This window comes from Polaribacter pacificus (genome assembly GCF_038024035.1).
Taxonomy (GTDB): domain Bacteria; phylum Bacteroidota; class Bacteroidia; order Flavobacteriales; family Flavobacteriaceae; genus Polaribacter; species Polaribacter pacificus.
Map to the genome: position 1 here is coordinate 804941 of NZ_CP150664.1, position 12958 is coordinate 817898.

The 12958-nt window shown below is 33.0% G+C and carries 13 protein-coding genes; 8 read left to right on the forward strand and 5 right to left on the reverse strand.

Annotated features, from left to right (window positions below; translation table 11 throughout):
* The first annotated feature begins 105 nt into the window (after positions 1–105).
* Positions 106–492 (forward strand): DUF1573 domain-containing protein, encoded by a 387-nt coding sequence (locus WHC90_RS03670; protein WP_188599352.1) that lies wholly within the window; start codon positions 106–108, stop codon positions 490–492.
* Here WHC90_RS03670 and WHC90_RS03675 read toward each other — a convergent pair whose 3' ends face one another.
* The gene (locus WHC90_RS03675) at positions 493–1806 is read right to left on the reverse strand and encodes a retropepsin-like aspartic protease (protein WP_229664943.1); all 1314 of its coding nucleotides are present in this window, start codon (positions 1804–1806) and stop codon (positions 493–495) included.
* 200 nt (positions 1807–2006) lie between these two features.
* On the opposite strand from WHC90_RS03675, the gene WHC90_RS03680 reads away from it, so the two are divergent.
* The 6 genes from WHC90_RS03680 (at position 2007) to lipA (ending at position 7112) form a co-directional block, all read left to right on the forward strand.
* On the forward strand, positions 2007–3197 hold the full coding sequence (locus WHC90_RS03680; protein WP_188599350.1) for a pyridoxal phosphate-dependent aminotransferase: 1191 nt from the start codon (positions 2007–2009) through the stop codon (positions 3195–3197).
* Entirely contained in the window at positions 3197–4204 is a 1008-nt protein-coding gene (murB, locus tag WHC90_RS03685; RefSeq protein WP_188599349.1) for a UDP-N-acetylmuramate dehydrogenase, read from the forward strand. Before WHC90_RS03680 ends, murB begins: the two co-directional genes overlap by 1 nt.
* Before the next feature lie 82 nt (positions 4205–4286).
* Complete coding sequence (locus WHC90_RS03690) at positions 4287–4490, forward strand: membrane or secreted protein (RefSeq protein WP_188599348.1); 204 nt, start codon at positions 4287–4289, stop codon at positions 4488–4490.
* Positions 4491–4504: 14 nt separating this feature from the next.
* A complete protein-coding gene (locus WHC90_RS03695; RefSeq protein ID WP_188599347.1) occupies positions 4505–5605 on the forward strand; it encodes a glycosyltransferase in 1101 nt (366 codons plus the stop codon).
* Complete coding sequence (locus WHC90_RS03700; RefSeq protein ID WP_262890154.1) at positions 5596–6162, forward strand: RNA polymerase sigma factor; 567 nt, start codon at positions 5596–5598, stop codon at positions 6160–6162. Before WHC90_RS03695 ends, WHC90_RS03700 begins: the two co-directional genes overlap by 10 nt.
* 80 nt (positions 6163–6242) lie before the next feature.
* Positions 6243–7112 carry a lipoyl synthase gene (lipA, locus tag WHC90_RS03705; RefSeq protein WP_373284672.1) on the forward strand — a complete coding sequence of 290 codons (870 nt, stop codon included), beginning with the start codon at positions 6243–6245 and terminating at the stop codon, positions 7110–7112.
* A 340-nt stretch (positions 7113–7452) separates the two neighbouring features.
* On the opposite strand, the gene WHC90_RS03710 is transcribed toward lipA, so the two are convergent.
* Positions 7453–8814 (reverse strand): pyridoxal-phosphate dependent enzyme, encoded by a 1362-nt coding sequence (locus tag WHC90_RS03710; RefSeq protein ID WP_188599345.1) that lies wholly within the window; start codon positions 8812–8814, stop codon positions 7453–7455.
* 105 nt (positions 8815–8919) lie between these two features.
* Positions 8920–10155: an ABC transporter permease gene (locus tag WHC90_RS03715; protein ID WP_188599344.1), complete on the reverse strand. Its 1236-nt coding sequence runs from the start codon at positions 10153–10155 to the stop codon at positions 8920–8922.
* A 3-nt stretch (positions 10156–10158) separates the two neighbouring features.
* Between WHC90_RS03715 and WHC90_RS03720 the strand changes: the two genes are divergently transcribed.
* Entirely contained in the window at positions 10159–11418 is a 1260-nt protein-coding gene (locus WHC90_RS03720) for an exo-beta-N-acetylmuramidase NamZ family protein (protein WP_188599343.1), read from the forward strand.
* A gap of 52 nt (positions 11419–11470) precedes the next feature.
* Here WHC90_RS03720 and WHC90_RS03725 read toward each other — a convergent pair whose 3' ends face one another.
* Together WHC90_RS03725 and WHC90_RS03730 are read right to left on the reverse strand one after the other, a co-directional pair.
* Positions 11471–12298, reverse strand: coding sequence for a sterol desaturase family protein (locus WHC90_RS03725; protein WP_188599342.1), 828 nt, complete (start codon positions 12296–12298; stop codon positions 11471–11473).
* A gap of 82 nt (positions 12299–12380) precedes the next feature.
* On the reverse strand, positions 12381–12905 hold the full coding sequence (locus tag WHC90_RS03730; protein ID WP_188599341.1) for a YkgJ family cysteine cluster protein: 525 nt from the start codon (positions 12903–12905) through the stop codon (positions 12381–12383).
* Positions 12906–12958: the final 53 nt, after the last annotated feature.

The window sequence follows — 12958 nt, forward strand, 5'->3', positions numbered from 1 at the left end:
GCTATATAATCGACAAAAATACAACTATATCTAAGAACTAAAAAGTAGTATAGAAGTTTTTAAATACTTTAAAGAAACACTACTTTTACACAAAACTCACAAAACATGAAAAAATTAATTTTTCTAAGTATTTTTTACTTTTGTACTTTCTCTTTTTTCGCTCAAGAGAAAAAATTGACAGGTCCTGTTTTTAAGTTTGATAAAGAACTCATAAATTACGGAAAGGTTGATTACAAATCTGAAGGAAAAAGAGTTTTTACTTTTAAAAATGTTGGAACAGAACCTATTATAATAACAGATATTAAAACCTCTTGTGATTGTACGGTGCCTAGCAAACCAGACAAACCAATTATGCCTAACGAAAAAGGCAGCATTGAAGTGGTTTATGACACGAGTAAATCTGGTGGTTTTTCAAAAGTGATTACTATTTTTTCTAATGCCAAAAACGGCAGAGTAATGTTGAGAATAAAAGGTTTTGTAGCAAAAAAATAATTAAATTCTTTTCCTTAAACGGAAGTCAAATTTTAAAACTTCTCCATTCCTTTCTACTTTTAAACGAATGCGTTTACCATCTCTTTCCTGAAACTTCCCCAACAGTCGCTTCAAGGTAAAATTATGCACCTTATTTCCATTAATTTCTAAAAAAAGGTCACCTTTTTTTAAGCCTGCTAAATCCGCTGGAGAACCAGGCACAATCTTATTAATCTTATACGATGGCTTAAACATGTATTTGTAGTTTACAAAAACTGAAACTGTACTCAAATCCATATTGTCTTCATTGAGCTCAAATTGACCTCCTCTAGTGTAATCTCTTAGCTTTTCTTTGATCAATACTTGTCCATCATAGACTACATCAATTCCACTCATATTATATTCAAAGCCACCGAAAAAAGAGCCATTCTTTTTAAAAACTATTTTCTTATTTGGATAATCTATCCAAAGCTTAAATCGTTTTAAAATATTACCTCCAATGCTTCCGTTTCTGCCTCTAAATTGACGTGCATTAAAAGTCGCTGTAGAATCTAAAAAAGAAACCGTAGGCTTTTTTATCTTAAACCTACCAATTGCAATTTCTTCAAGCCTACTTTTATTACCAAAAATAGAGCCACTTAAACCTTCACCTAAAAGATCTTTAAAACTCTTTTTAGGTGTACGAATAACATCTTTAGTCCCTTCAAACAACCAAACAGCCTCTGAGCCACCAGAATCAATTAATAATTTAACAGGAGTTTTCTCATTGCCAATGGTATCTAATTGAATAGTTACATCAATATAGGGTTTGTTTCTGTAAAACTGAAGAGGAAATTCTTCACAGTTTCTACACGATGAATATTTAAAATGCGCTGGATTGTAAAAATTAATTTTTTTTGACTTGTAATTTACGTGTACAATTGTGTTTTTTAATAAACGGTAACCAATAATACCATGAATAGTAACACCCATTTTTGCTGAGATGTCAAACCTGTCTTTTAAAATTACATAGATATCTTCTTTAGAGCCTTTATAATTTTGTATGCCGACATTGTTGTTTTTTGAAATTAGAGCTTCAATTGGCATTCCATCTCCAAGTCCTTGTAAAGTAATCTTTTTAATATTTTTTAATTCTAAGCTATCAGTTGGCACTATATTAAATAAAATAGTTTTATTAACTCCCGTATCTAAAATAAACGAAAGTTGTTTGCCGTTTACATTAACCGGCACAACAATAAGATTATTTACTTCTTGAAATCGAACACTTTGTACTTTTTGTGTTGGATCAATAAAACTGATTTCCTCTTGAGCGCTTAATAAAAAAGAGCTCAGCATGAAAAACAAAAAGTAAAAATATTTCTTTATAAAAACCATATATATATTTGATTATGTAAAATACAAAAATTAAATGAAAAGTACTTTTCTATATTTAAATTTTTCAAAACTGACAGCTTTAAAAAGAATTTGTTAGTAAAAGCGTATTTTGAAAATAAATTTGCAAATTTGCGCTACATAAACAACTAAATATTTACACTATGCCGTCTATTTCTAAGAAAGGACTTGAAATGCCTGAATCACCGATTAGAAAATTGGTACCCTATGCAGAAAACGCATACAAACAAGGCAAGACTGTTTATCATTTAAACATTGGCCAACCAGATATTAAAACACCGCAGGTAGCATTAGACGCTGTCGCTGTGCACTCACTAACTACTATTGCTTATACTCGTTCTGAAGGCTCTGATGCTTATAGAAGTAAAATAGCAAACTATTATAGCAAACATCAAATTGATGTAACAAAAGAAGATATTATTGTTACTACTGGTGGAAGTGAAGCCTTGCTTTTTGCTTTTGGAAGCATTATGGATGTTGATGATGAAGTGATTATTCCAGAACCTTTTTACGCAAACTACAACGGATTTTCTGTAGCCTCAGGAGTAAAAGTAGTTCCTGTTGTTTCTAAAATTGAAGACAACTTTGCATTGCCTCCAATTGAAGAGTTTGAAAAGCTAATCACCAAAAAAACCAAAGCAATTTTAATCTGTAACCCAGGAAACCCAACTGGATATATCTACAGTAAAGAAGAAATTCAAAAATTAGCAGCAATCGTAAAAAAACACGATTTGTTTTTAATTTCTGATGAAGTATATAGAGAGTTTGCATATGATGGAATTGAGCATTATTCTATTTTGCAAGAAAAAACTTTAGATGATAACGCAATAATTATCGACTCTGTTTCAAAAAGATACAGTATGTGTGGAGCACGTATCGGTTGCTTAGTGTCAAAAAATAAAGAAGTTATTAAAACGGCCTTAAAATTTGCTCAAGCGAGATTAAGCCCTCCTACATTGGCACAAATTGCTTCTGAAGCAGCTTTAGATACACCACAAAGTTACTTTGATGAAGTAAAAGAAGAGTATGTAAAAAGAAGAAATACCCTTATCAATGGGCTTCAAGAAATTGACGGCGTAATCGTTGCCAAACCAAAAGGAGCTTTTTATTGTATCGTTGAATTACCTGTAAAGAATGCAGATCATTTTGCACAGTGGTTGCTTGAATCTTATGATCTAGATGGAGAAACTGTTATGGTTGCTCCTGCTGCAGGTTTTTATTCAACACCAGGGATGGGCTTAAATCAAATACGAATTGCTTATGTTTTAAACAATGAGAGTTTAGTTAAAGCAATAAACATCCTTAAAGAAGCTTTAAAAGTTTACAAAGACTAGTGACTATATTAAACAACATATCTTTAAAAGAATACAATACGTTTGGCGTTCATGTTAATGCCAAACGTTTTGTTTCTATCGATTCTTTTTATCAGCTTCAAGAGCTTCTAAAAACAGAAAAAGATCTTTTTTTGTTAAGTGGTGGCAGCAATATGCTTTTAACCAAAGACATCGAACAGCTTGTTGTTTATCTAAATATTAAAGGAATCTCTATTGATCGAGAAGATGAAAACTATGCCTATGTTACTGTTAATGCTGGTGAAAACTGGCATGAATTTGTTCTTTGGTGCATAGATCAAGGATATGGAGGCTTGGAGAATTTATCTTTAATACCAGGAAATGTGGGTACCTGCCCTATCCAAAATATTGGCGCCTACGGTGTAGAAGTTAAAGATGTAATCACTCAGGTAGAAGCCTTGAGAATTAGCGATCAAAAAAGAGTTCACTTTTCAAATGAAGCTTGTAGTTTTGGTTATCGAAATTCTATCTTTAAAAATGAGGAAAAAGGTAAATACATTATTACATCTGTAAGTTTTAGGCTAACAAAAAACAAACACAATTTACAAACTTCTTACGGAGCTATAGAGACTGCTTTACAAGAAAACAAAATTCAAAACCCTAGCATTAAAGACATCTCTAATGCTGTGATAGCGATCCGAAAATCAAAATTACCCGACCCAAAAGAGATTGGAAACAGTGGTAGTTTTTTTAAAAACCCTATTGTTGCAAAATCAATTTTTGAAGGTTTAAAAAACAGCCATCCTAACATTCCTAATTATCAGGTTTCAGAAGATCAAATAAAAATTCCTGCTGGTTGGTTAATTGAGCAAGCTGGTTTTAAAGGAAAGCGTTTTGGAAACACGGGTGTGCACAGCAAACAAGCCCTAGTACTTGTTAACTACGGAGAAGCTTCTGGGCAAGAAATCTATACACTTGCCAAACAAATCCAAGAGAAAATTCTTGAACTTTTTAGCATCAACCTAGAAATTGAAGTGAATATACTTTAAGCAAGTACTTTAATCGCTTTTGATTTTTTTTCCTTTTAAGATTTCTGTACCTTTGCCTGTATAATTTAACACTTCACTTAACATGAAACTTGTCTTAATTACTATCGGTTTATTATCAATCGCTTTTGCAGGAATTGCCATTAAAATTTGGGCAAAAAAAGATGGGAAATTCGCAGGTACTTGTGCTAGTCAAAACCCAATGATCAACACAGGTGGAGAAGCTTGTGGCTTTTGTGGTAAGACACCAGACCAGTTTGAAAACTGTTCAGAACCACAACACTCTTAAAAGAAAACTAATTGATGATGGTGATTCTATTCTACATTTTTGTAGCTGCAACTATCATCCAAGTAGTATACCTTTTTAGTTTTTCTTCTGTTTTATTTATAAAAAAAGAAAAAAAAGACACTCAAAAAACTCCTGTTTCTGTTATTATTTGCGCTAAAAATGAAGAGAAAAATTTATCAAAGTTTCTTCCTTCCATTTTACAGCAATCCTATTCTAACTTTGAGATTATTTTAATTAATGATGCCTCTTCAGACTGTACTTTAGAGGTCATGGAAGATTTTCAGGATGCACATCCAAACCTTAAAATCGTCAATGTACAAAATAATGAAGCCTTTTGGGGAAACAAAAAATATGCTCTTACTTTAGGTATAAAAACCGCAAGTTACGAGCACTTATTGTTTACTGATGCTGATTGCAAACCAGTTTCCAAAGACTGGATTGAAAAAATGGTTGAAAATTTCTCAGAAGAAAAAACCATTGTTTTAGGTTACGGTAAATACAAAAGAATTCCAAACTCATTTCTCAATGCAATGGTTCGGTTTGAAACACTACTCACTGCAGTGCAATATTTTAGCTATGCTCACCTTGGCTCACCATATATGGGTGTTGGAAGAAACCTCTCATATTTAAGAAGTAATTTTTTTAAAACCAAAGGGTTTATAAGTCATATTCAAGTAAAATCGGGTGATGATGACCTTTTTATCCAAGAAGCCGCCGACAGCAGCAATACAGCAATTTGCTTGGATCCCAAAAGTTATACAGTATCAGAACCACCTCTAAGTTGGTCCTCATGGTTTCGACAAAAGAGAAGACATGTTTCAACATCAGCGTTTTACAAATTAAAACACCAATTATTACTTGGGCTTTATGTTGCTAGTAAATTTATACTTTATATGCTGTTAATTCCATTGATGATTTTTTATAGTTGGAAACTAACAACAGCCATACTTGCTGTCTATTACATTATCTTACTTTGTGTCTTTGGTTTGTTTGCAAAAAAGCTTCATGAAAAAAAGTTGACCTATTTAATCCCTTTATTAGAAGTCTGTTTACTTTTGTTTCAATTTAGTATCTTTATATCGAATAAAATCACAAAACCTACGCATTGGAAATAAAAGGCGAAGCACTGCTAAAAGTCATTGAAAAAGCCAAAGAAGGCAATCAAATGGCATTCAATACGCTATTGGATAGCTTCTGGAACAGTGTACACAATTATCAGTTAAAGCACAATCTAGACGAGAATGATGCAGAAGACATCACTATTCAAACATTTTCTAAGGCCTTTGATAAAATTGACAGCTTTGATACTAAATATCAATTTAAAACTTGGCTAATTGCCATATCAAAAAATGTTCAAATTGATGATTTTCGCAAAAAAAAATCCAGTATCAAAGCAGCATCTTTTAAAGAAAAAGAAAACGAGCTTCATCGAATAGCAGATGACAGCCCTACTCCAGAAGATAAAATTATCACAGAGCAAAACCTCGCTAAACTCTTAAGAGATATCAAACAGTTAAAGCCCAAATATCAGGAGGTTATAAATTTGAGATATTTTCAAGAATTAAGCTATAAAGAGATTTCAGAAGAGCTTAATGAGCCCATGAATAATATTAAAGTCAAACTCTTAAGAGCTAAAAAATTATTGGCAGAAATTATTCATAAATCCTATTAATTTTGCAGCTGTACCTAAGGACTAAAAACTACGTTAATTAGACTTTTCTTTGTAACTTTGCCTCATCAAAGATGAGTAGCATGATAAATGAATCAGTACAAATTCAAGAAAAAGTTAAAAAGCCAAAATGGTTACGTGTAAAATTACCTGTAGGTAAAAAATATACAGACCTAAGAGGTTTAGTTGACAAATACAAGCTAAATACTATTTGCACTAGTGGTAGTTGCCCAAACATGGGTGAATGCTGGGGAGAAGGTACCGCTACCTTTATGATTTTAGGAAATACTTGTACGCGTTCATGTGGTTTCTGTGGGGTTAAAACCGGAAGACCTGATACTGTAGAATGGGATGAGCCAGAAAAAGTTGCTAGATCTATCAAAATAATGAAAATCAAACACGCGGTGATAACTTCTGTAGATCGCGATGATTTAAAAGATGGAGGCTCTATTATTTGGGCAGAAACAGTAAATGCTATTAGAAGAGCAAATCCTAACACTACGCTAGAAACTTTAATTCCAGATTTTCAAGGGAACGAACAACAGATAGATCGAGTTATTAAAGTAGCTCCAGAGGTTGTTTCACACAATATGGAAACCGTTAGAAGACTTACTAGAGAAGTTAGAATTCAAGCAAAATACGATAGAAGTCTAGGGGTTTTAAAATACCTAAAAGCAAACGGAATGAGAACCAAATCTGGTATTATGTTGGGTCTTGGTGAAACTGAAGAAGAAGTAATTGAAACCATGAAGGACCTAAGAGGAGTTGGATTGGATGTCATTACGATTGGCCAGTATTTACAACCTACCAAAAAGCATCTACCTGTTAAAGAATTTATCACTCCAGAGCAATTTAAAAAATACGAAACTCTAGGGTTAGAAATGGGCTTTATGTACGTAGAAAGTGGACCATTAGTACGTTCATCATACAAAGCACATAAACACGCCAGCTAAAAGATTTCAATTTTATATATACTTAAAAAAGCGCTCTGAAAGTTTCAGAGCGCTTTTTTTATAGTAAAATCACACTAAAATAGAATAATCAACAGCAAAAAACAGCTTTAAGTGTATTATCCATAAAAAAATATAATATTATGTTAAAGAAATATAAAAATCATACAAAATTAACAAAATCACCCATAAATATACAGTTTGGCACAATACTTGTTAATTACCAAATTGAAAACAAAGGTGAGAGACTTGTTTTCATTGTGTAAATTATTTGAATTAGTTGATTAAAAAAACCACTCCTATAAAGAGTGGTTTTTTTTATATAATTAAGTATAATTTAAACCTAAGAAATAGCACTTATAATATCGTGCTTTGTAATAATATGGTAGGTATCATTTCCCAAATCAACCAACACGGCTTGATTTTCTTTTGTTATTAATTTTGAAACCTCTTCTATACTTGCGTTTTTTGGAACGATAGGAAAAGCAGCACCCATTACTTTTTTTATAGGAAGATTTGCAATATTTGCATCTTCTAAATAACTTCTAAGTACATCTGTTTCATCAATAGAACCAACAAAGCCATTGGCATCTCTTACCGGAATTTGAGAAATCTTAAAAGCTCTCATTCTTTCTATTGCATGAGAAACCAATTCTTCTGTCTGAACAGTGAGAAGTGGCTTATCTGTATGATCTTTTATCAAATCTTCTGCAGTAGTAATTTTTTCATCTAAAAAACCTCGCTCACGCATCCATGCATCGTTAAACATTTTACCAACATATCTTGATCCGTGATCATGGAATAATACCACTACAACATCATCCTTTGTAAAGTGCTCTTTTAATTGCAACAAACCTTTGATTGCAGATCCTGCGGAGTTCCCTACAAAAATCCCTTCTTCTTTTGCTATTTTACGAGTGTAAACAGCTGCGTCCTTATCTGTTACTTTGGTAAAACCATCAATAAGACTGAAATCAACATTTTTAGGTAAAATATCTTCTCCAATCCCTTCTGTGATATAAGGATAAATCTCATTTTCATCAAAGACTCCTGTTTCGTGGTATTTTTTAAATACAGATCCATAAGTATCAATACCCCAAACTTTAATATTTGGATTTTTTTCTTTTAAATATTTAGCAGTTCCAGAAATGGTACCACCTGTACCAACTCCCACTACAAAATGAGTAATCTTACCATCCGTTTGCTCCCAGATCTCAGGTCCTGTTTGCTCATAATGCGCTAATGCATTCGAAGGATTGTCATATTGATTTACATACCAAGAATTTGGCGTCTCTTCTCCCAATCTTTTAGATACTGAATAGTATGATCTAGGGTCTGAAGGATCTACATTGGTAGGACAAACCACAACCTCTGCCCCAACTGCTCTTAAAATATCCATCTTCTCTTTAGACTGCTTGTCAGAAATGACAAAAATGCACTTATAACCTTTTATAATAGCAGCCAATGCCAAGCCCATACCAGTATTTCCAGAAGTTCCTTCTATAATAGTTCCTCCTGGCTTTAATCTCCCATCTGCCTCAGCATCTTCTATCATTTTAAGAGCCATTCTATCCTTGATAGAGTTTCCTGGATTAAAAGTTTCTACTTTGGCCAAGACCAATGCCGGCACTTCTTTAGTTACAGAGTTTAATTGAACCAACGGCGTGTTTCCGATGGTTTCTAATATATTTTTTGCGTATTTCATATCGTAAATTATGCTGCAAAGAAACAAAATATTTTAGAGTTGAAGGGCACAAGATCATTCTTTAATCCCCTTAAATTAAGTATCAAATACCATCAACAATTAAGTTTAAGCAAACTTGATAGACTTTACAGGACTAATTCTTGTGATAATAATAGAAGGTAATAACAACATTAAAAAACACATCACCAGCGTCCCAATATTAAGCAATAAGATGGTAAAAAGATCAAGAGTAACAGGAACTTTAGACACATAATAGGTTTCTGGATTTAAGGTGATAAAACCAAAATAAGACTGAGCAAACAGCAATAAAAATCCGATCAAATTACCCCAAAACAAGCCTTTTAAAATAAGATAGGCTGCATTGTATAGAAAGACCTTTCGAATACTCCAGTTAGTACTTCCAAGCGCTTTTAAAATCCCGATCATTTGCACCCGCTCTAAGATAAGAACTAACAGAGCCGTAATCATATTGATGCTCGCTACCAAAATCATGATGCCAATAATAAACCAAATATTATTATCAAAAAGACCAACCCATTCAAAAATAATAGGATATAAATCTACGACGGTATCACTGTTTAGTGTTGATCCTATCGCTGTATAAATTTCATTGCCCTTTTGTTCAATCTCATTAAAATCATCCAATAAAACTTCAAAACCCCCAACCTGATCATCTGTCCATTTATTTAAGCGTTGTACTTCTCGGATGTCACCAATCATCATGTTTTTATCAAACTGATTGAATCCCGTATCAAAAATACCGGTAATCACCATCTTATATCTACTTGGCAATTTGTTTGCCTCAGACTTCATAAAAAAGACATTAATGGTATCGTTTAGATGTAATTGAAGGCGATCAATCAAGCTTTTTGACAATAGCACATCTCTGGTTCTTTGCTGGTTAAAATCGGGTACGGATCCCGAGACCATATACTCTTTAAAAAAAGTCCAATCATAATCATCAGAAACTCCTTTAAAAACGATTCCTTCAAAATCAGTTGCAGTTCTAATTAAACCCGCTTTATTGGCAAAAACCTGAATATTTTTAATGCCGTCAACCGTTTGAAATTTCGGGTAAAAATCTTGATTTTTATCCACAGGACTTATAGAAACATCCGAGCTATTATCATTGTAATTTGTAATCACAACATGCCCTTTAAAACCAGAGATTTTTTCTTTGATTTTTGTCTGTAAACCAGTACCCGTTGCTATAGAAATCATCATAATGATAAGTCCTAAAGCAATTGCAGTTATAGCAATTTTTATTATTGGAGAAGAAATACTATTTTTATATTCTTTTCCAGCAATAATGCGTTTTGCAATAAATAATTCGTAATTCAAATTATGATCGATTTTAAACCTTTCAAAAGTACATATTTATTCTTATTTCTTTTACTGAATTACCAGCTGATTTCTTGCGCTCAGAAAACAAAACCCCTTCAAGAAAAAACAATAGAAAAAATTACCGCTGTAAAAACCGGAGCAGAACGAACGGATGTATACCTAAACTTACTAAAGGGTAAAAATATTGCCATTGTTGCAAACCAAACTTCTGTTTTAAGTATTTTACAAAGAGACGAAGTTGCACCAAACGTTATGGGTTCTAAAAAAGTAACCCAACATTTGGTCGATTTTCTGCATAATTACAACAATATAAATATTAAAAAAGTATTTGCGCCAGAACACGGATTTAGAGGAGATGCAGATGCTGCTGAACTAGTAAAAGATGGTTTAGACACTAAAACAGGCCTGCCAATTGTTTCTTTATACGGAAAAAGTAAAAAACCTTCAGCAAAACAATTAGAAGGAATTGATATTGTTGTTTTTGACATTCAAGATGTAGGCGCGCGTTTTTACACCTATATTTCTTCTTTACATTATGTAATGGAAGCCTGCGCTGAAGCGGGGATTTCTGTAATCATTTTAGACAGACCAAACCCAAATGGACATTATGTTGACGGCCCTGTTTTAGAACTAGAGCACAAATCTTTTGTAGGCATGCATCCTGTTCCTGTTGTTTACGGAATGACGATTGGAGAATACGGTCAAATGATCAATGGAGAGAAATGGTTAAAAAACAAAGTACAATGTGATTTAACAGTGATTCCTTTAGAAAATTACACACACAAAACAGCTTATAGCCTAACCATTAGACCTTCACCTAATTTACCAAATGACAAATCTATAAACCTCTACCCTAGTTTAGGTTTTTTTGAGGGAACAACAATTAATGCCGGCAGAGGAACAGAGTTTCAATTTCAAAGGTATGGAGCATCTTTTTTTCCAAAAAGCGATTTTAGGTATACTCCAAGTCCAAATTTTGGCTCGAAGTACCCTAAAGAAAAAGGAAAGCTTTGTTATGGTGTCGACTTAAGGGCTACTAAAGAATTAAGTGCTTTAAACTTAGCATGGTTGATTGACGCCTATAAGAAGACTCCAAAAACAGAAAAGTTCTTTGGAAGCACGTTTACGATTCATGCAGGAACAAAAAAGCTTCAGCAACAAATTGAAGCGGGTTTATCTGAAAAAGAAATTAAAAAAACTTGGCAAAAAGACTTAAACAACTTTAAGATTACACGAAAAAAATACTTAATCTATCAGTAGCTTTTTCAATTTATATTTACAATTCATTTTAATAAAAACCCCTGCAAAGAACTTAGCTGTTTGTTGGCTTTCTATAGCCCTGAAAAGGTTGTTTTAGCAGCTCTTTTAAAGAAGAATTACTTACCTCGTCCGGAAAAGTATCGACTCCGTAAACAATCTTCTCACGATCTAAATACTTATAAGTACCAAGCAATCGATCCCAAATAGAAAAGATATTTCCGTAATTAGAATCCGTATAAGGCAATTGATAATGATGGTGGATCTTATGCATGTCTGGAGAAACAATAAAATAGCTTAAAAATTTATCAAGCTTTTTGGGCATTCTAATATTTGCATGGGTCAATTGAGTAAAGATCAACGACATGGATTGATACAACATTACAATAGCAATGGGTGTTCCAATGATAAAGACACCAAATAAAGTAAAGGCAAATCGGATTAAACTCTCAAGTGGATGATGTCTATTAGCAGTTGTAGTATCTACCTTATGATCAGTATGGTGCACCAAGTGTATCATCCATAAATAAGAAACTTTGTGCTCTATAAAATGAGCCAAATAGGCCCCGAAAAAATCAAGGAGCAACAAGCCCAACAATACATACAATGCCAATGGCATTTCTGGCATCCAATTAATCAAACCAAACTGATGGGTTTGTACCCAATCAGCTGTTTTTAATAAAACAAAAGCCAAAGCAAAATTAATGACAACAGTCGTCGCAGTAAAAAAAAGGTTAGGAAACGCGTGTTTCCATTTGTGATACTTAAAGTTAAACAAAGGCAAAGCGCCTTCTAAAAGCCAAAAAAAAGTAATCCCTCCTACTAAAATTATGCTTCTGTGCAATGAAGGGATGGTTTCAAAATAATTGATAATGGTTTCCAATGAGATCTATTTTTTCTAAAGATAACCAAAAAATATTTTTTAATGAATCTGATAAAATTAGCTCAACGTATAAAACCCTTCACTAACTCCGTCTCACTTTTTTATTTGAATGCATAGGCAGTCTTTCTTTCAAAGCCTCTACTATATTGTAAGCAGCAGGGCAAATCTCTGTATTTTGAAGCGTTAAATCAGTTATTTGAATAAACTTTTTTCTGTTTGTATGTGGGTATTCTGCACAAGCTTTGGGCCTAACTTCATAGATAAAACAGCTATTGTCTGTTTCATCAAAAAAGGTACAAGGAGCAGAAGTTAAGACCATAAAATCATCTTCATCTCTCACTAAGTATTCTTCTTTAAACTTTGCCACTTTCATTCGCAAGTGCTTAGAGATACGCTCTACATCTTTTTCTGTAAAAATAGGACTTGTGGTTTTACAGCAATTTCCACAGCTTAAACAATCTGTCTTCTTAAACTCTTCTTCATGGAGCTCTTGCATAACATAATCTAAGTTCTTAGGAGTTCTCCTTCTAAGATTTGCAAAATATTTTTGTCCTTCTTTCTTTGCGTCCTTAGCCAATTTAGGCAAAGCTTCTAATCGTTTATCCATGTCTTCCATACAAGTGCAAAAATACCAATATTAATTTCAATAGCCCTTTTAAA

Coding starts and splice junctions, on each gene's coding strand:
- WHC90_RS03675 (WP_229664943.1), bottom strand. CDS start 1,806: ATGCTGAGCTCTTTTTTATTAAGCGCTCAAGAGGAAATCAGTTTTATT.
- lipA (WP_373284672.1), top strand. CDS start 6,243: ATGATAAATGAATCAGTACAAATTCAAGAAAAAGTTAAAAAGCCAAAA.
- WHC90_RS03690 (WP_188599348.1), top strand. CDS start 4,287: ATGAAACTTGTCTTAATTACTATCGGTTTATTATCAATCGCTTTTGCA.
- WHC90_RS03710 (WP_188599345.1), bottom strand. CDS start 8,814: ATGAAATACGCAAAAAATATATTAGAAACCATCGGAAACACGCCGTTG.
- WHC90_RS03680 (WP_188599350.1), top strand. CDS start 2,007: ATGCCGTCTATTTCTAAGAAAGGACTTGAAATGCCTGAATCACCGATT.
- WHC90_RS03695 (WP_188599347.1), top strand. CDS start 4,505: ATGATGGTGATTCTATTCTACATTTTTGTAGCTGCAACTATCATCCAA.
- WHC90_RS03730 (WP_188599341.1), bottom strand. CDS start 12,905: ATGGATAAACGATTAGAAGCTTTGCCTAAATTGGCTAAGGACGCAAAG.
- WHC90_RS03670 (WP_188599352.1), top strand. CDS start 106: ATGAAAAAATTAATTTTTCTAAGTATTTTTTACTTTTGTACTTTCTCT.
- WHC90_RS03720 (WP_188599343.1), top strand. CDS start 10,159: ATGATCGATTTTAAACCTTTCAAAAGTACATATTTATTCTTATTTCTT.